At 71.4% G+C, this 16,677-nt stretch carries 13 protein-coding genes and 1 pseudogene; 6 read left to right on the top strand and 8 right to left on the bottom strand.

Translation table 11 applies throughout. The annotated features are described in order from the left end of the window. Positions 1-34: 34 nt before the first annotated feature. The 3 genes and pseudogenes from ACWD1U_RS19385 to ACWD1U_RS19375 form a co-directional block, all read right to left on the bottom strand. Positions 35-2,404: a helix-hairpin-helix domain-containing protein gene (locus tag ACWD1U_RS19385; protein WP_451108962.1), complete on the bottom strand. Its 2,370-nt coding sequence runs from the start codon at positions 2,402-2,404 to the stop codon at positions 35-37. After that, entirely contained in the window at positions 2,401-3,387 is a 987-nt protein-coding gene (locus tag ACWD1U_RS19380) for an aldo/keto reductase (protein ID WP_451108960.1), read from the bottom strand. Before ACWD1U_RS19380 ends, ACWD1U_RS19385 begins: the two co-directional genes overlap by 4 nt. A gap of 111 nt (positions 3,388-3,498) precedes the next feature. Next, positions 3,499-4,599: pseudogene (locus ACWD1U_RS19375) on the bottom strand (pectate lyase family protein); the annotation flags it as partial. A 209-nt stretch (positions 4,600-4,808) separates the two neighbouring features. Here ACWD1U_RS19375 and ACWD1U_RS19370 point away from each other — a divergent pair. Further along, on the top strand, positions 4,809-5,864 hold the full coding sequence (locus ACWD1U_RS19370) for an LLM class F420-dependent oxidoreductase (RefSeq protein WP_451108958.1): 1,056 nt from the start codon (positions 4,809-4,811) through the stop codon (positions 5,862-5,864). A gap of 256 nt (positions 5,865-6,120) precedes the next feature. Then, positions 6,121-6,909 (top strand): ferritin-like domain-containing protein, encoded by a 789-nt coding sequence (locus ACWD1U_RS19365; RefSeq protein ID WP_451108956.1) that lies wholly within the window; start codon positions 6,121-6,123, stop codon positions 6,907-6,909. 11 nt (positions 6,910-6,920) lie between these two features. On the opposite strand, the gene ACWD1U_RS19360 is transcribed toward ACWD1U_RS19365, so the two are convergent. After that, on the bottom strand, positions 6,921-7,916 hold the full coding sequence (locus tag ACWD1U_RS19360) for a magnesium and cobalt transport protein CorA (protein WP_451108954.1): 996 nt from the start codon (positions 7,914-7,916) through the stop codon (positions 6,921-6,923). Between the two features lie 61 nt (positions 7,917-7,977). On the opposite strand from ACWD1U_RS19360, the gene ACWD1U_RS19355 reads away from it, so the two are divergent. From ACWD1U_RS19355 to mshC, 4 genes are all read left to right on the top strand, one after another. Further along, positions 7,978-8,664 carry a histidine phosphatase family protein gene (locus ACWD1U_RS19355; RefSeq protein WP_451108952.1) on the top strand — a complete coding sequence of 229 codons (687 nt, stop codon included), beginning with the start codon at positions 7,978-7,980 and terminating at the stop codon, positions 8,662-8,664. Positions 8,665-8,742: 78 nt separating this feature from the next. Continuing rightward, positions 8,743-9,333: a DUF3090 domain-containing protein gene (locus ACWD1U_RS19350; RefSeq protein WP_451108951.1), complete on the top strand. Its 591-nt coding sequence runs from the start codon at positions 8,743-8,745 to the stop codon at positions 9,331-9,333. Beyond that, positions 9,297-10,127 carry an SCO1664 family protein gene (locus ACWD1U_RS19345; protein ID WP_451108950.1) on the top strand — a complete coding sequence of 277 codons (831 nt, stop codon included), beginning with the start codon at positions 9,297-9,299 and terminating at the stop codon, positions 10,125-10,127. The genes ACWD1U_RS19350 and ACWD1U_RS19345 overlap by 37 nt, the downstream gene beginning before the upstream one ends. A 94-nt stretch (positions 10,128-10,221) precedes the next feature. Then, positions 10,222-11,451: a cysteine--1-D-myo-inosityl 2-amino-2-deoxy-alpha-D-glucopyranoside ligase gene (gene mshC, locus ACWD1U_RS19340; RefSeq protein WP_451108948.1), complete on the top strand. Its 1,230-nt coding sequence runs from the start codon at positions 10,222-10,224 to the stop codon at positions 11,449-11,451. 56 nt (positions 11,452-11,507) lie between these two features. Here the strand turns inward: mshC and ACWD1U_RS19335 are convergent, their stop codons facing one another. The 4 genes from ACWD1U_RS19335 to glpK form a co-directional block, all read right to left on the bottom strand. Then, positions 11,508-12,491, bottom strand: coding sequence for a PAC2 family protein (locus ACWD1U_RS19335; RefSeq protein WP_451108946.1), 984 nt, complete (start codon positions 12,489-12,491; stop codon positions 11,508-11,510). 158 nt (positions 12,492-12,649) lie between these two features. Beyond that, positions 12,650-13,321, bottom strand: a complete 672-nt coding sequence (locus ACWD1U_RS19330) for a FadR/GntR family transcriptional regulator (protein WP_451108944.1) — start codon at positions 13,319-13,321, stop codon at positions 12,650-12,652. Positions 13,322-13,447: 126 nt separating this feature from the next. Further along, positions 13,448-15,064, bottom strand: coding sequence for an FAD-dependent oxidoreductase (locus ACWD1U_RS19325; protein ID WP_451108943.1), 1,617 nt, complete (start codon positions 15,062-15,064; stop codon positions 13,448-13,450). Between the two features lie 8 nt (positions 15,065-15,072). Then, complete coding sequence (glpK, locus tag ACWD1U_RS19320; protein ID WP_451108941.1) at positions 15,073-16,611, bottom strand: glycerol kinase GlpK; 1,539 nt, start codon at positions 16,609-16,611, stop codon at positions 15,073-15,075. Positions 16,612-16,677: the final 66 nt, after the last annotated feature.

Raw genomic sequence — 16,677 nt, 5'->3', positions numbered from 1 at the left:
GTCACGGGCCCGGGCCCGTGACCACCGCCCCTCGTCACGTCCCGCTGACCTGCGGAGCGAGCAGCACCGGCAGCCGGGTCGTCCGCGGCTTCGCCGGCACCTCGGCCACGGCCCGGGGAAGTGCCTGCTCCACGCCGTGCACCACGGACAGGTGGCGGTCGGCCCGCCCGAACGCCGTGTACACCCACGGCCTGCTGAGGGCCTGGGCGGCGTCCCCGGGCAGCACCACGACGACCGCGGGCCACCGGCTCCCCACCGCCTGGTGCGCGGTCAGCGCCCACCCGTGCCGTACGGACTGCTCCACCCGCTCCTTCGGCACGACGACGGTTTCGCCCTCGCACGACAGATGCAGCCCCTCGGCATCCGCCTTCACCACACGCCCGGGCAGCGCACGGCCCGGGACGGGGGAGTGGACGATCCGGTCACCGGGGTCGAAGCCACCGAAGCGGCCCGGGCCAGGATTGAGCCGTTCCTTCAACGCCGCGTTGAGCGCGCGCGTGCCGACCGCTCCGCCGTGCCCCGGCGTGATCACCTGGGTCTCCTCAGCCGGTACGCCGATCGCCCGCGGCACCGAGTCCGCGACGAGCTGCACCGTCCGGTGCACGGCCTCGCCCGCTTCCCGCACGGGCACGATCACGACCTCCTTGCCGGGGGCCTCGACCTGGTTCAGCTCGCCGATGCCGATCCCGGAGACCAACTCACCCAGCGGGCCGGGGTCCGGGCGGCGCGAGGCGACCAGTGGGCAGATCCGCGCCGCGAGCAGGTCCGCGAACACCCGCCCAGGTCCGACGGACCACAGCACCGCCGGATCCCCGGCCAGCACCAGCCGCGCCCCGTCGGGCAGCGACTCCGTCAGCAGAGCCGCCGTCTCGACGTCCAGTTGCGGCGCGTCGAGCACGACGAGCAGATCGAGATCGAGGGCGCCGTCGGCATCCCGGCCGGGCCCTTCGAGACCCGCGAGGAGTCCGGAGACGGTGGTGACGGGGGACTCGGCGGTGGGTGTCCCGTCAGCCTGCTCGCGGACGTCCACAGCCTGGCCGGACCGTCGCACCAGAGCCGCGAACCGGTTCCGGCCGATCGGGCCGTGCGTGGCCGCCCAGGCCCGCAGCCCGAGGGAACGGGCGGCGTGCAGCAGCGCAGCCGACTCGGCCAAGGCCGCCTCCCCGCCGGTGTGCAGGACCAGGCCGTGACCGGCGACCGCGCGGAGCAGCTCCGCCGCCGACCCCTGGGCCCCGGCGGCGAACCGCTCCCACTCCTCGGCCGAACCGTCCTGCTCGGGCAGCGAGTTGACCAGCCGGGCCAGGCCGTCGGCCAGGCTCTCCTCCGCCAGCGCGTACCGCTCCAGTCCGACCAGGACACGGACCGGACGTTCCTCGTCCTCCTCCGCGCCCTCCGCGTCCGCCGGGGCTGGAACACCGGGCTCCTCCAGGGCGTCCTGGAAGACCAGCGCCTCACCCTCCGCGATCGTGTCCTGCACGGCACGGTCGGGCTCCGGCACGCCCCGCTGGGCCAGGGCGGCGAGGAGCGCCGGCATCTCCAGGGCGGTGTGCCCGGCCAGCGCCGCCTGCTCCAGGAGCCAGACGGTCACGGCCCGGCCCCGCCGCTCGTCGTCCGGGCCGCACTCGGCGCCGAGCAGTGCTCGCGCGAACCCGTCGGCCTGCTCGGGCCGCACGCCCGCGACCCGCAGCAACTGCCAGGGATCCGCGCGCAGCAGCTCGTCCGCGCCCTCGCCGAGCGCCGCGGCCACCTGCGGCGCGAGTACCTCCGGGGCACTGCCCTCGGCGAGCACCTGCCGCACGGCCTGGACCGCCTCCGGCGCGGGGGCCGCCGAGGCGGCGACGGCCTCGCCCGCCACCGGCTCCGGCCGGCGTACCGGCTCCGGGGCGGGGCGCCGAGGAGAGGGCGAGGGCTCCTCGAACACCGTGGCCACCGGCTTCTCGCCGCTTTCCACGGCCCGTACGGCCGCGAGCAGATCGGCGGCCCTGCCGCTCAGCCTGGTGCCGGCCTCGATCGTCTTCTTCTCGGCCTTGCGCTGCTCGATGCGCTCCCGCTCGGCCCGCTGGGCCCGCAGCTCGGCCTCGGCTTCGGACACCTGCCCGGCACCGGCTTCACCACCGTCGGCTTCGGACACCTGCCCGGCACCGGCTTCACCACCGTCGGCTTCGGACGCCCCCTCGGCATCGGCTTCGCCGCCCTCGGCCTGGGACACCTGCCCTGCGGCGGCCTCACCGCCCTGGGTCCGGCCCTGCGGCACCTGCCCGGCATCGGCTTCACCACGGTCGGCCCGGGGCGCCTGCCCGGCGGCGCTCTCACCGCCCTCGGTCCCCGCACCACCGGCCGGAGTGCTCTCCTCGCCCGGCGTCCCCGGCTCGGCGTCCTCCGTGGTCTCGGGCTCCGTGCTCACAGCGTGCTCCAGTCGTGATCGGGATAGCGGTGCACGGGCGCCGACACATCGTCGAGCGCCCGGCAGATCTCGTCAGGAAGACTAAGGGTCTCCACTGACAATGCCGCCGTGAGCTGCTGCGCCTTGCGCGCGCCGACGATCGGGGCGGCCACGCCGGGCCGGTCGCGGACCCACGCCAGGGCCACCTGGAGGGGCGTCACCGCCAAGCCGTCGGCCGCGGTCGCCACGGCGTCCACGATGCGGCTCGCGGTGTCGTCGAGGTAGGGCGCGACGAACGGCGCGAGGTGCTCCGAGGCGCCGCGCGAGTCCGGCGGCGTCGTGTCGCCCCGGTACTTGCCCGTCAACACGCCGCGCCCCAGCGGTGAGGACGGCAGGAGCCCGATGCCCAGGTCCAGTGCGGCGGGCAGCACCTCGCGCTCGACGCCCCGCTGGAGCAGCGAGTACTCCAGCTGCGTACCGGCCAGTCGGGTCCGGGTGCCGGGCGCCGCCAGTTGCCAGGTCGCGGCCTTGGCCAGTTGCCAGCCGCAGAAGTTGGAGACCGCCGCGTAGCGGGCACGCCCGCCGGCGACCGCGAGGTCGAGGGCCTGGAGGGTCTCCTCCAGCGGGGTGTCCGGGTCGAAGGCGTGGACGTGCCACAGGTCGACGTAGTCGGTGCCGAGCCGGGCGAGCGAGGCGTCCAGCGCGGAGAGCAGATGGCCGCGGGAGCCGTCGAAGCGGCGGTCGGGGTCCGGCACGCTGCCGGCCTTCGTCGAGATGACCAGGTCCCTGCGGGGCACCAGGCCGTCCATCAGCCTGCCGAGCAGGTACTCTGCCTCACCGTCGCCGTACACGTCCGCCGTGTCGACGAGGGTCCCGCCCGCCTCCCAGAACGTCTTCATGAGGTCCGCGGCGTCGTGCTCGTCGGTGTCCCGCCCCCAGGTCAGGGTGCCGAGCCCGATGCGGGACACACGGAGGCCGGTGCGGCCGAGATACCTCTGCTCCATGAACGCCGAGATTACTGGCCGGAACCTACGGTGTGGGTGGCTGTGGACGACCGATTTCCGGAGGTGGGCGGTGGGCTCCCCGGGGTGGGCGGAGCCCGGCGTCCTCGGTCAGCACCTGCCGTCCGACACCTGCAGCCCCTTGTTCGCGCCCGCCGTCCGGTTCACGATGCCCGGCACGCAGCCGGCCGCGTCGAGACGGTAGGAGTAGGGGATGGCGACCGTGGTGTTCGACTTCGGGTCGGGGCCGGCCGGACGGTTCTCGCTGCCCGGCTCGGACCAGGTCACGTTGTCGAAGAGGTTGCCGTCGACCTGCCAGTAGCCGGCCTCGTCGGTGTAGAAGGTGCCCAGGACGTCCTTGGAGTCCTCGAAGTAGTTGTTGTCCACCTTGGCGCGGGCGCCGGCGCGGGAGTTGATGCCGGACTCGTTGAGGCGCACGTAGTGGTTGTTGTAGAGGTGCGCGATGCCGCCGCGCAGCAGCGGGGCCCGGGAGTCGATGTTCTCGTACCGGTTGTGGTGGTAGGTGATGAAGCTGTTCGACCGGTCGCTCTCGCTGTTCCCGACCAGGCCGCCGCGGCCGGAGTTGCGCAGGACGCTGTAGGACAGGGTCACGTACTGGGTGTTGTCCTTCAGGTCGAACAGGCCGTCGTACCCTGCCGATTCGCCGCCCGACGCCTCCAGGGTGGTGTGGTCGATCCAGACGTTGCGGACGTTGCGCTCGATGCCGATGGCGTCGCCGCCGTTGGAGGTGGGGGAGCCGGACTTCCTGACGTTCCGGACGGTGACGTTCTGGACGATGATGTTCTTCGACTCGCGGATGTGGATGCCCAGTTGGTCGAAGAGCGCGCCGCTGCCGACCCCGACGATGGTCACGTTGCTGACCTTCTTGAGCTCGATCACACCGTCCGCCGTGTCGCAGCTGCCGCCCGACACCTTCTTGGTGTTGCCGTGGTCGATGGTCCCCTGGACCTCGATCGTGATGGGGGTGCTGCTGCTCGGCCGGCCGCACAGGGCGGCGTGGATCGCGGTGCCCGTCGTCGCCCGGACCGTCTGCCCGCCGACACCGCCGGTGGTCCCGCCGTTCTGCGTCGCGTAGCCGGTGGCGCTGCCGGTCGCCGCGGATGCCTCGGGCACCGACACGAGCGTGCCGGTCGCGGCCGCCAGGGCCATTGTGGCCAGCGCCGCTTGGAGCCGCGGTGAGACTGCTCGCTTCATTTGTTGCCTCTCCGTTCGTGTCGGAGTGCGGGGAGGAGAGAAAGCGCTTTCCCTTGAACGTAGGAACTTGCCGTGGACGCGTCAATGGTCGCGTCCTTGATTCCTGTTCATCTCCCTGAAAGGAGAGGGGAGTCGGCGGTGCCCCCCGGGCCGCCTCGCGCTAAGGTCTGCGCACAAGGGCACGTTACTGATCAGTAAGGGGAATCGGCATGCAGCTCGGTATCAACCTCGGCTACTGGGGTGCCGGAATGGACGCGGACAACCTGGCCGTGGCCCAGGAGGCCGACCGGCTCGGCTACGCCGTCTGCTGGGCCGCCGAGGCCTACGGATCCGACGCCGCCACCGTACTGAGCTGGGTCGCCGCCCAGACAGAGCGCATCGACGTGGGCTCCGCCATCTTCCAGATCCCGGCCCGCCAGCCCGCGATGACCGCGATGACCGCCGCCACTCTCGACTCCCTGTCCGGCGGCCGCTTCCGTCTCGGCCTCGGTGTCTCCGGCCCGCAGGTCTCCGAGGGCTGGTACGGCGTCAAGTTCGACAAGCCGCTCGCCCGCACCCGCGAGTACGTCGAGATCGTCCGCAAGGCCATGACCCGCGAGCGCCTGTCGTACGAGGGGCAGCACTGGACCCTTCCCCTTCCCGGCGGCCCGGGCAAGCCCATCAAGCTGACCGTCCACCCGCAGCGCGAGCACATCCCGCTGTACATCGCGGCGATCGGCCCCAAGAACCTCGAGCAGACCGGTGAGATCGCCGACGGCGCCCTGTTGATCTTCCCCTCCGCCGAGCACCTCGAGGACACGACGATCAAGTACCTGCGCGCCGGGCGCGAGAAGGCCGGCAAGACGCTCGACGGGTTCGACGTGTGCCCGACCCTGCCGCTCGCGGTCGGTGACGACAAGGACGTGGCCGCGCTCGCCGACACCTTCCGCCCCTACACTGCGCTGTACGTGGGCGGCATGGGCAGCCCCAAGCAGAACTTCTACAACCAGCTCGCCCGGCGCATGGGATACGAGCAGGAAGCCGCCGAGATCCAGAGCAGGTATCTCTCCGGCGACAAGCAGGGCGCCGCGGCCGCCGTGCCGCATGAGCTGATCGACAAGACGACCCTGCTCGGTTCCGTGGACCGGATCGCGGACCGGATGAAGGCCTACGCCGCCGCCGGGGTCACCACCCTGTCCCTCGCGCCGGCGGGCTTCACGCTCGACGAGCGGCTCGCGTCCCTGCGCGCCGGCACGGAGGCCCTGGAGCGCGGCGGGCTCGCCTAGAAGTCGCAGCGGCCGTGGTGGGGGCTCGGGGGTCTTCCCCGCCACGGCCGTCACGCGGAACAACGCGGCGAGCCCTCGGCGGTTACGGCGTACTGCCCTGCTCGCGCCGGGCACGCTTCCTCACGCGTCCCCCGTTCGGCGGAGTTGTCCCTCATACCTGTTGCAGCACCCTCCACCCGGCACTTGACTCGTTCTCCGCGGAGACCTGCGGATCTGCAGAACGCGCACGCGCACGCGCTCGGGAGAGGTGCCCACGATGCTTTCGGCCAAGAGTCTGTTCCAGGAGATCATCGCCCACGACGAGTCCTTCGCGCTGTTCTGCTCCGTCGCCGCGAGCGGCGAGTCCCAGGGCGGCTGGGAGAACGCCCGTATCGCCGCGCTCGTCCCCGACAGCGAACGCGCACTCGCCCTCAAGATCAGCCGGCACGGCGCCGACGAGGACAAGCACGGCCGGATCTTCAACGCCCTGATGAAGAAGCGCGGCCTCGATCCCGTCCCGGTCCCGCCGGAGACCGACTACACCATGCTCTTGGAGAAGAGCGGCATCGGCCTCGCGCACGAGAAGCTCAAGCGCGACGAGCGGCTCACGGTCCAGGACATCGTCACGTACCTCTCGCACAGCAGGGTCACCGAACAGCGCGCCTCCGAGCAGATGGAACTGCTCCGCAAGCACTTCGCCGACGACCCGGACATCGGCCGCGCCGTCAGGCAGATCTCCCACGACGAGGACAACCACCTCGCCTACTGCCACGAGGAACTGCTGCGCTTCGCCCATGCGGGCCACGGCCGGGCCATCCAGCGGACCCTGCGCGAGTGCGCGCTCGCCGAGATCCGGATCCACCGGGACGTCAGCCTCGCGGTGATGGCGCACATGGGCCGCATCCTCGGCTGGTCCAAGGCCAGGGCGGCGGTGCTCGCGGCGGGCATCCACGCGATGTACGCCTACGAACGGATGGTCGGCTGGCGCCGGATGGTGTCGCTGAGGACGCCCGAGCGCCGCAACGCCCTCGGCGGACCCGCCTCCGCCGAACCCGAGTTCGCCTGAACCGGACCGTCCTACAACCACCCCCGGCGCTTGAACAGCCGGAACACCGTCATCTCCAGGGCGGCCATCAGGGCGATCAGCGCCGGATAGGACCAGACCCAGCGCAGCTCGGGCATGTGCTCGAAGTTCATGCCGTAGATCCCCGCGAACATCGTGGGGATCGCGGCCATGGCGGCCCACGCGGAGATCTTGCGCATGTCGTCGTTCTGCCGGACGCTCATCTGCGCCAGGTGCGCCGAGAGGATGTCCGACACCAGCCGGTCCAGGTTCTCCACGGACTCGTTCACCCGCGTGAGGTGGTCACTGACGTCCCTGAAGAACGGCCGGGCCCCGTCGTCCACGAACGGCACCGCCACTCCGTACGGTGCCGTGCCCGCCAGCCGGCTCATCGGCAGGGCCAGCGGTCCGGTCGCCCGGCGGAACTCCAGGATCTGCCGCTTGAAGTCGTAGATCCGGGACGCGGTGTTCCGCGAGCCCCCGTCGTCCGGGGAGAAGACCTCCGCCTCCAGGCCCTCCAGGTCGGCCTGCAGCTCGGTGGCCACGTCCAGGTAGTGGTCGACGGCGGCGTCGGCGACGGCGTACAGCACGGACGTCGGGCCGTTGCACAGCAGCTCCGGCTCCTGCTCCAGCCGGCGGCGTACGGCCTTCAGCGGGGCGCCCTCGCCGTGCCGGACGGTCACCACGAACGAGTCACCCAGGAAGATCATGATCTCGCCCGAGGAGACTGTGTCGCTCTGCGGCTCGTACGCCACCGGCTTGAGCACCACGAACAGCGAGTCGTCGTAGATCTCCAGCTTGGGTCGCTGGTGGGCCTTGAGAGCGTCCTCGACGGCCAGCGGGTGCAGCCCGAACTCCCGGGTGACATGGTTGAATTCGCGCTCGGTGGGCTCGTGCAGCCCGATCCACACGAAGCCGCCCGCCGCACGGGCCTCACCCAGGGCGTCGGAGAAGTCCTCGGGTCCCTCCGTCCGCTGTCCGTCGCGGTAGATGGCACAGTCGACGATCACGAAGCGAGTCTCCCGTCACTCGAACGACACCGCACGCACGCGTGCGCCTACGCTGGACCGCATGCCCACGCTGATCCTGGTCCGGCACGGACGTTCCACCGCCAACACCGAGGGTGTGCTCGCCGGCTGGACGCCCGGCGTCGCCCTCGACGAACGCGGCACCGAGCAGGCCGCCGCGCTGCCCGGGCGCCTCGCCGAACTGCCCCTCGCCGAGATCGTCACCAGCCCGCTCCAGCGCTGCCGGGAGACGATCCAACCCCTGCTCCGGGCCCGCCCCGCGTTGAGCCCCCACACCGACGAGCGCATCGGCGAGTGCCACTACGGCGACTGGTCCGGACGCAAGCTCGCCGAGCTCAAGGACGAGCCCCTGATGGAGGTGGTGCAGGCGCACCCGTCCGCGGCCGCGTTCCCCGGCGGGGAGTCCATGCGGGCCATGCAGACGCGCGCGGCCGAGGCCGTACACGAGTGGAACGCCCGCGTGGAGCGCGACCACGGCGCCGACGCCGTGTACCTCATGTGCTCGCACGGCGACATCATCAAGTCGCTCGTCGCGGACGCACTCGGGCTTCATCTCGACCTCTTCCAGCGGATCTCCGTGGAACCGTGTTCCATCACCGCGATCCGTTACACCCGCCTGCGACCGTTTCTCGTCCGCCTCGGCGACACCGGCGACTTCGCGTCCCTGGTGCCGCGCGAGGAACCGCCGGGCGACGAGGCCCCCGTCGGGGGTGGTGCGGGCGCACCGTGATCGTCGGCCGCAGTAGGGTGAAGCGGTCGCAGCAGCGCCGTGCTCACACGGTTCCCACGATTCCAATGGAGACAGGACGTGTCCCGTCAGGTGTTCCTCTACGACCATCCGGAGCGTTTCGTGGCCGGTACGGTCGGACTGCCCGGGCGCCGTTCGTTCTTCCTCCAGGCCTCCGCAGGCTCCCGGGTGACCAGCGTGGCCCTGGAGAAGACCCAGGTCGCCGCGCTCGCCGAACGCATGGAAGAACTGCTCGACGAGGTCGTACGCCGTAGCGGCGGCAGCGCCTCCGTCCCCGCCGTCGCACCCTCGGAGATCACCGACACGGCCCCGCTGGACACCCCCATCGAGGAGGAGTTCCGGGTCGGCACCATGGCGCTCGCCTGGGACGGTGACGAGCAGCTCATGATCGTCGAGGCCCAGGCCCTCGTCGAACTCGACGCCGAATCCGAAGAGGACCTCGCCGAGGCGGAGGAACGGCTGCTCCAGGACGAGGAGAACGGCCCCCCGATGCTGCGGGTCCGGCTCACCGGCGCGCAGGCCAGGGCCTTCGCCAAGCGCGCCCTGGACGTCGTCAACGCCGGGCGGCCGCCGTGCCCGCTGTGCAGCCTCCCGCTCGACCCGGAAGGACACGTATGTCCGCGCCAGAACGGATACCGCCGCGGAGCGTGACGCCTCTCTCGCACGCCGCCGAGCTGCTCACCCGTGGTGAACTGACCGTACGCGGACGCATCCGCGAGGCGTCCAACGCGGCCTTGTTCTGCACGGTGTCCCACGACGGCGGGGAGGCGGCCTGCGTCTACAAGCCGGTCGCGGGGGAGCGGCCGCTGTGGGACTTCCCCGACGGGACGCTCGCCCAGCGCGAGGTCGCGGCCTACGAGGTCTCCGAGGCGACGGGCTGGGGCCTCGTACCGCCCACCGTGCTGCGTGACGGCCCCTACGGCGAGGGCATGTGCCAGCTGTGGGTCGAGGTGGCGCCGGAGGCGGAGTTGCTCGCCCTGGTCGACGGGGAGGAACCGGAACCCGGCTGGAAGGCGATCGGCTTCGCCGAGGTCGGCGAGGGACGCACCGCGCTGCTCGTGCACGCCGACGACGAACGGCTGCGGCGGCTCGCGGTGCTGGACGCGGTGATCAACAACGCCGACCGCAAGGGCGGGCATCTGCTGCCCACCGGCGAGGGGCGGCTGTTCGGGATCGACCACGGGGTCACGTTCCACGTCGAGAACAAGCTGCGGACCCTGCTGTGGGGGTGGGCGGGGGAGCCCCTCACCCAGGAGGCCGTGGACGTCCTGGAGGGCCTCAGGAAGGACCTGGCGGAAGGCGGGGCGCTCGCCACGCGGCTCACGGCGCTGATCACCGGCGCCGAGATCGAGGCCACCCGCGCGCGGGTCGGCGCGCTGCTCGCCTCGGGCACCCATCCCGAGCCGAGCGGGGAGTGGCCGGCGATTCCCTGGCCACCCGTGTAGCAGCACAGCCGCCGGTTCACCGCAAGAGCGCCTTCTCGGCCGTCCGGCCCGCTCCCATTCGTATATGGAACTCCAGTCCGGTTAGGCTCAGGGCATGCATGCCTGGCCCGCTTCCGAGGTCCCCGCCCTGCCTGGTCAGGGCCGCGACCTGAGGATCCACGACACCGCGACCGGTGGTCTGGTCACCCTCGACCCCGGTCCCGTCGCCCGTCTCTACGTCTGCGGCATCACCCCGTACGACGCCACACACCTGGGACACGCGGCGACCTACAACGCGTTCGACCTCGTGCAGCGCGTGTGGCTCGACACCAAGCGGCAGGTTCACTACGTCCAGAACGTCACCGACGTCGACGACCCCCTCCTGGAGCGGGCACAGCGCGACGGCCTCGACTGGGCCGCGCTCGCCGAGCAGGAGACGGCTCTCTTCCGCGAGGACATGACGGCCCTGCGGATGCTGCCGCCGCGGCAGTACATAGGCGCCGTCGAGTCGATACCCGGCATCGTCCCGCTCGTGGAGCGGCTGCGGGACCTGGGCGCGGCGTACGAACTCGACGGCGACGTCTACTTCTCCGTCGAGTCCGACCCGCACTTCGGCAAGGTCTCGAACCTGGACGCCGCGGCGATGCGGCTGCTGTCCGCCGAGCGCGGCGGCGACCCGGACCGGCCGGGCAAGAAGAACCCGCTCGACCCGATGCTGTGGATGGCGGCCCGCGAGGGCGAGCCCAGCTGGGACGGCGGATCGCTGGGGCGCGGACGGCCCGGCTGGCACATCGAGTGCGTGGCCATCGCCCTCGACCACCTCGGCATGGGCTTCGACATCCAGGGCGGCGGCTCCGACCTCGCCTTCCCGCACCACGAGATGGGCGCCTCGCACGCTCAGGCGCTCACCGGTGAGTTCCCCATGGCCAGGGCGTACGTGCACGCCGGCATGGTCGCCCTCCACGGCGAGAAGATGTCCAAGTCCAAGGGCAACCTCGTCTTCGTCTCCAGGCTCCGGCGCGACGGCGTCGACCCGGCCGCCATCCGGCTCGCGCTGCTCGCCCACCACTACCGCGCCGACTGGGAGTGGACCGGCCAGGTCCTCCAGGACGCCGTCGCCCGGCTGGGCCGTTGGCGGGCCGCGGTGTCCCGGCCCGACGGACCGCCGGCGGAGACGCTCGTGGAGGAGATCCGCGAGGCCCTCGCGAACGACCTGAACGCCCCGGCCGCGCTCACAGCGGTCGATCGCTGGGTCGCGCAGCAGGAGGAGAGCGGCGGCACGGACCTCGGCGCACCAGGAGTCGTCTCCCGGGCGGTGGACGCGCTGCTGGGCGTGGCGCTGTAGCCGTCCGAGCAGGAAAAGGGGCGTCTCCCGGCCGGGAGACGCCCCTTTTGCCGTGCCTAGTCCTCCGACGACTCGTCGTCGTCCGTGCCCGGCTTGGGGGGCTTCGGCGGCCGGGTCCGGCCGCTGGGGTTGTCCCGCAGGTACGACGTGCTGTCGCTGCCGTCCGCCGTGGCGTGCCCGCTCGAGGCGGCCGGTCCGCCGCCGTCGCGGCGGCGCAGGTAGCGTTCGAACTCGCGGGCGATCGCCTCACCCGACGCTTCCGGCAGCTCCGCGGTGTCCCGGGCCTCCTCCAGCGACTGGACGTACTCGGCGACCTCGCTGTCCTCGGCGGCCAACTGGTCCACGCCGACCTGCCAGGCGCGCGCGTCCTCGGGCAGCTCGCCCAGGGGGATGCGCACGTCGATCAAATCCTCCAGGCGGTTCAGCAGGGCCAGCGTGGCCTTCGGGTTCGGCGGCTGCGACACGTAGTGCGGCACCGCCGCCCACAGGGAGACGGCCGGTACCCCCGCGTGCGTGCAGGCCTCCTGGAGGACGCCGACGATGCCCGTGGGGCCCTCGTACTTGGTCTCCTCCAGGTCCATGCGGCGGGCCAGGTCCGGATCGGACGTCGTTCCGCTGATCGGAACCGGACGCGTGTGCGGGGTGTCGCCGAGCAGTGCGCCCAGGACGACCACCAGTTCCACGCCCAGCTCGTGCGCGAAGCCGAGCAGTTCGTTGCAGAACGAACGCCACCGCATGGACGGTTCGATGCCCCGGACGAGGACGAGATCACGCGGCTTCTCCCCGCCGACCCGGACGACCGAGAGCCTCGTGGTGGGCCACGTGATCTTGCGGACGCCCGCCTCGATGAACACCGTGGGGCGGTTGACCTGGAAGTCGTAGTAGTCCTCGGCGTCCAGCGCCGCGAACACCTCGCCCTTCCACTCCTTGTCCAGATGCGCGACCGCGGTGGAGGCGGCGTCGCCGGCGTCGTTCCAGCCCTCGAACGCGGCCACCATGACCGGGTCGATCAGCTCGGGAACCCCCTCGAGCTCGATCACCCAGCGCCTCCTTCCGACGTGCCCTCGCTTGACCACCCAACCTTACGGCGTGCCGCGGGGGCGCCCGCAGCCCCCTTACAGGGGGAGTGCCCCCATCACTGCCCCGCGATCCGCTGCTGAACACCCGGGATTCATCCGAGCTTCCCGTGAGGCCCTGGTCACAGCGTGGAGCGCAGCCACTGCTCCACGCTCGCGATGTGCACGGTCGCCCACGAGCGCGCCGCCTCGGCGTCCCGGTCGCGCAGTGCGGCGAGGATCGCCCGGTGCTCGCGCAGGGTGCGGCCGACGGCGTCCTCCTGGGTGAGGCCGCGCCAGATCCGGGCCCGGGTGGTGGGGCCCGACAGTCCGTCGAGCAGCGAACAGAGCACGGAGTTGCCCGAGCTGTGCACGATGCCCCGGTGGAACTCCAGGTCGCAGGCGACGAGATCCTCCACGGACGGGTCGTCGCCGAGCCTGTCCAGCTGGGCCGTGAGCGCGTCCAGCTGCTGCTCGCTGATCCGCAGGGCCGCCATGGCCGTCGCGGCCGGCTCCAGGATGCGGCGGACGGCCAGGAACTCCAGGACGGTGTCGTCGCGGTGGAAGTCGACGACGAAGCTCAGCGCCTCCAGCAGGAGTTGCGGGTCGAGGCTGGTGACGTACGTGCCGTCGCCCTGGCGGACGTCCAGGATCCGGATGAGGGACAGGGCGCGGACGGCCTCCCGCAGCGAGTTGCGGGACAGCCCGAGGCCGGCGGCGAGTTCGCTCTCCTTGGGCAGCCGGTCACCCGGGCGCAGCGCGCCGGAGACGATCATGCCCTTGATCTTCTCGATCGCCTCGTCGGTCACTGCCATGGCGGCCTCCCTGTCGCTCAAGACCTCCGACGTATCAGGTCATTATGCGGGGCCCTCGAACCCGGGAGGGGCGGCTCCGTCGGCGTGGAGCCGCCCCTCCCGGAACGGCAGTCCCCAGGGGCGTGCCTACTTCTTGTCGAGCAGGTCCTGCACCTTGGCACGCACCTCGTCCGTCGCGAGGCCGCGGATCGTCAGCGTCGTCCGGCGACGCAGCACGTCGTCCTGCGTCTCGGCCCACTCGTGGTCCCGGGCCCAGACGACCTGCGCCCAGATCTCCGGGGCCTCGGGGTGGACGCGCTCGGCGAGCTCCGGGCTCTCGTTTGCCAGGCGAGCGATGTCGAACGCCAGCGAGCCGTAGTGCGTGGCCAGGTGCCTGGCCGTGTCGGCCGCCATGCGAGGGCCGGGCGCCGGGCGGTCGGTCAGCAGCCGGTGGGCGACCGCGCGCGGGTTGGCGATACCGGGCAGCGGAAGCCTCTTCGGCAGCGAGCTGACGGGCTCGAAGTCGTCGCCCAGGGGGTGGCCGGGCAGCGACTCCAGTTTCTTCATGATCGTACGGCCGATGTGGCGGAAGGTGGTCCACTTGCCGCCCGCGACGGACAGCATGCCGCCCCGGCCCTCGGTGACGACCGTCTCACGCTTGGCCTTGGAGGTGTCGCCCGGGCCGCCCGGCAGCACCCGCAGGCCCGCGAAGGCGTACGTGATGAGGTCGCGGTTCAGTTGCTGGTCGCGGACCGAGAAGGCGGCCTCGTCGAGGATCTGGGATATGTCCTGCTCGGTGACCGAGACGTTCGCCGGGTCGCCCTCGAACTCCTCGTCGGTGGTGCCGAGCAGGAGCATGTCCTCCCAGGGGAGGGCGAAGGTGATGCGGTACTTGTCGATCGGGGTCGCGAGCGCGGCCTTCCAGGGGGAGGTGCGCTTCAGGACCAGGTGCGCGCCCTTCGACAGGCGGATGGACGGGGCCGCGTGAGGGTTCTCCATCTTCCGCAGGTGGTCGACCCACGGGCCGGTCGCGTTCAGCACCAGCCGGGCGTTGACGCCGAACTCGTCGCCGGACAGCCGGTCCTTGAGCTCGGCGCCCGTGACGCGGCCCTGGGTGAAGCGCAGGCCCGTCACTTCGGCGTGGTTGAGGACGACCGCGCCCGCCTCGACGGCCGCGCGGACCGTCATCAGCGCCATGCGCGCGTCGTTCATCTGGTCGTCGCCGTACACGGCCACGGCCTTGAGGTTCTCGGTGCGCAGCTCGGGCACGTCCTGCGCGGCCTTGGCGGGGGAGAGCAGGTGGCCCACGCCGTCACCGAACGCGGAGAGCGCGGAGTAGGCGAAGACGCCCGCCCCGAGCTTCGCCGCGCCGTGCGGCCCGCCCTTGTACACGGGGAGGTAGAACGTGAGCGGGTTCGCCAGGTGGGGAGCCACCTGGCGGGAGACCGCACGGCGCTCGAAGTGGTTCTCCGCCACCAGCTTCACCGCGCCGGTCTGCAGGTAGCGCAGACCCCCGTGGAGCAGCTTGGAGGAGGCGGAGGACGTGGCGCCGGCGAAGTCGCCGGCGTCGACCAGAGCCACCCTGAGGCCGGACTGCGCGGCGTGCCAGGCGGTGGAGATGCCCAGGATGCCGCCGCCGATCACGAGAAGGTCGTACGACGCCTTGGAGAGCTGCTCCCTGGTCTCGGCTCGGCTCGGGTTCGAGCCGGAGGCCGGGCGCGTCCCCAGGGCAGGCACGGACTGCAGGGTGGACTGAGTGGTCATGCTGTTTCTTACTCCTCGTCCTCGAGCCAGCCCATGGTCCGCTCGACGGCCTTGAGCCAGTTCTTGTACTCACGGGCGCGGGTCTCCGCGTCCATGCGGGGGGTCCACTCGGCGGCCCGGCGCCAGTTGGCACGCAGGTCGTCGGTGCTGTTCCAGAAGCCGACGGCGAGACCGGCGGCGTAGGCGGCGCCGAGGCAGGTGGTCTCGGCGACCATCGGGCGCACCACGGGTGCGTCCACGAAGTCGGCGAGGGTCTGCATCAGCAGGTTGTTGGAGGTCATGCCGCCGTCGACCTTGAGGGCGGCCAGCTCGACGCCGGAGTCCTTCGTCATGGCGTCGGCGATCTCCCGGGTCTGCCAGGCGGTGGCCTCCAGGACGGCGCGCGCGAGGTGCGCCTTGGTGACGTACCGGGTCAGGCCGGCGATCACACCGCGGGCGTCGGAGCGCCAGTACGGGGCGAACAGGCCGGAGAAGGCCGGTACGAAGTAGGCGCCGCCGTTGTCCTCCACCGACAGCGCGAGGGTCTCGATCTCGGCGGCCGTGGAGATCAGGCCCATCTGGTCGCGCATCCACTGCACCAGCGAACCGGTGACGGCGATCGAGCCCTCCAGGGCGTAGACCGTCTTCTGGTCGCCGATCTTGTAGCCGACGGTGGTCAGCAGACCGCTGTAGGAGTTGATGATCTTGTCACCGGTGTTCATCACCATGAAGGTGCCGGTGCCGTAGGTCGACTTGGTCTCGCCCTCGGAGAAGCAGGTCTGGCCGAACAGGGCCGCCTGCTGGTCGCCGAGCGCGGAGGCGACCGGGATCCCGCCCAGCAGGTCGCCCAGCTTGCCGCCGGTGATCTCGCCGTAGACCTCGGCGGAGGAGCGGATCTCGGGCAGGACCTGCTTCGGGACGCCGATCGACTCGCAGATCCTGTCGTCCCACTGCATGGTGTGCAGGTTCATGAGCAACGTGCGCGAGGCGTTGGTGACGTCCGTGACGTGGTTGCCGCCGTCGACACCGCCGGTCAGGTTCCAGATGACCCAGGTGTCCATGGTGCCGAAGAGGATGTCGCCCGCCTCGGCGCGCTCCTTCAGCCCGTCGACGTTGTCGAGCAGCCAGCGGGCCTTCGGACCGGCGAAGTAGGAGGCCAGCGGCAGGCCCGTCTCGCGGCGGAAGCGGTCCTGGCCGACGTTGCGGCCGAGCTCGCGGCACAGGGCGTCGGTGCGGGTGTCCTGCCAGACGATGGCGTTGTGGACGGGCTCACCGGTGTTCTTGTCCCACAGCACGGTCGTCTCGCGCTGGTTGGTGATGCCGATGGCCTTGATGTCGTCGCGGGTGATCTGGGCCTTGGCGATGGCCCCGGCGACGACCTCCTGGACGTTGGTCCAGATCTCCGTGGCGTTGTGCTCGACCCAGCCCGGCTTCGGGAAGATCTGCTCGTGCTCCTTCTGGTCGACCGAGACGATCCGGCCGTCCCGGTCGAAGACGATGCAGCGGCTGGAGGTGGTGCCCTGGTCGATGGCGGCGATGAAGGGGCCGGCGGTGTGCGCGTCGGTCACTGTGTGCTCCTGGAGGTTCCGGGTTTATGGGGCTTACGTACGGCGCTTGCTGGAAGTTTCGCGAGA

The sequence above is a fragment of the Streptomyces sp. NPDC002788 genome (assembly GCF_053592115.1).
The sequence above is the reverse complement of the archived record's forward strand: the minus strand, read 5'-3'. Positions and strand labels throughout refer to the sequence as shown.